The sequence below is a fragment of the Extibacter sp. GGCC_0201 genome (assembly GCF_017566055.1).
Taxonomy (GTDB): Bacteria; Bacillota; Clostridia; order Lachnospirales; family Lachnospiraceae; genus Extibacter.
Genome location: NZ_JABFCH010000057.1, coordinates 1 through 1505, shown reverse-complemented (window position 1 = coordinate 1505; position 1505 = coordinate 1). Strand labels below are relative to the sequence as shown.

Below are 1505 nucleotides of genomic sequence, written 5' to 3'. Positions count from 1 at the left end.
TGGTCATGCTAGAAAGAGCATATGGTGGATGCCTTGGCACTAAGAGCCGATGAAAGACGTGATAAGCTGCGAAAAGCTTCGGGGAGGGGCAAATACCCGTCGATCCGGAGATATCTGAATGGGGAAACCCGGCTGAGAAACCCTCAGCCAGCATATGGTGAATACATAGCCATATGCGGGGAACCCGGCGAACTGAAACATCTAAGTAGCCGGAGGAAGAGAAAACAACAAGTGATTCCGTAAGTAGCGGCGAGCGAAAGCGGAAGAGCCCAAACCAGGGTGCGTGCACCCTGGGGTTCGGACCGCGCAAGTGATTCGGAAGGACTAGCAGAACGGCTTTGGGAAAGCCGGCCGGAGAGGGTGAAAGCCCCGTAAGCGAAAGTCCGACAGACACGGCGGTATCCAGAGTACCACGAGACACGAGAAACCTTGTGGGAACACGCGGGGACCACCCCGTAAGGCTAAATACTCCTTAGTGACCGATAGCGCATAGTACTGTGAAGGAAAGGTGAAAAGGACCCCGGGAGGGGAGTGAAAGAGAACCTGAAACCATATGTTTACAAGCTGTGGAACCACTTTACATGTGGAACCGCGTACTTTTTGTAGAACGGTCCGGCGAGTTACGCCGGCTGGCAAGGTTAAGCGCTATAGGTGCGGAGCCGAAGGGAAACCGAGTCTTAAGAGGGCGAAGGAGTCAGCCGGAGTAGACCCGAAACCGGGTGACCTATCCATGTCCAGGTTGAAGCTGCCGTAAAAGGCAATGGAGGACCGAACCCACATCCGTTGAAAAGGGTGGGGATGAGGTGTGGATAGGGGAGAAATTCCAATCGAACCCGGAGATAGCTGGTTCTCCTCGAAATAGCTTTAGGGCTAGCCTCATACGAGTCTTGCGGAGGTAGAGCACTGAATTTCCTAGGGGGCGTCAAAGCTTACCGAAGAATATCAAACTCCGAATGCCGCGTAGATGATGTATGGGAGTCAGACTGCACGAGATAAGTTGGGCAGTCGAAAGGGAAAGAGCCCAGACCTGCGGCTAAGGCCCCGAAATGTGTGTTAAGTGGAAAAGGATGTGGGATTTCGAAGACAACTAGGATGTTGGCTCAGAAGCAGCCATACATTCAAAGAGTGCGTAATAGCTCACTAGTCGAGAGGTCCTGCGCCGAAAATGTCCGGGGCTGAAACACACTGCCGAAGCCCAGGGATTGACGAACGTCAATCGGTAGAGGAGCATTGGATGCACGAGGAAGCGGCACCGTGAGGAGCCGTGGAGCGCATCGAAGAGAGAATGCCGGAATGAGTAGCGAGAGGAAGGTGGGAATCCTTCCGGCCGAATATCCAAGGTTTCCAGAGTAAAGCTGATCTGCTCTGGGTAAGTCGGGGCCTAAGGCGAGGGCGGGAGCCGTAGCCGATGGACAACAGGTTGAGATTCCTGTACTGCGATATGACAGAACTGTGGGGACACGTGTGGAGAGCACAAGCCGGGAACGGAAAGCCCGGCGCAAGCG

1 rRNA gene is annotated in these 1505 nt (G+C 54.2%); it reads left to right on the top strand.

The window, feature by feature from the left end:
• Position 1 precedes the first annotated feature (1 nt).
• Positions 2 to 1505: ribosomal RNA gene (locus HJV72_RS18710) — 23S ribosomal RNA — on the top strand; the annotation flags it as partial.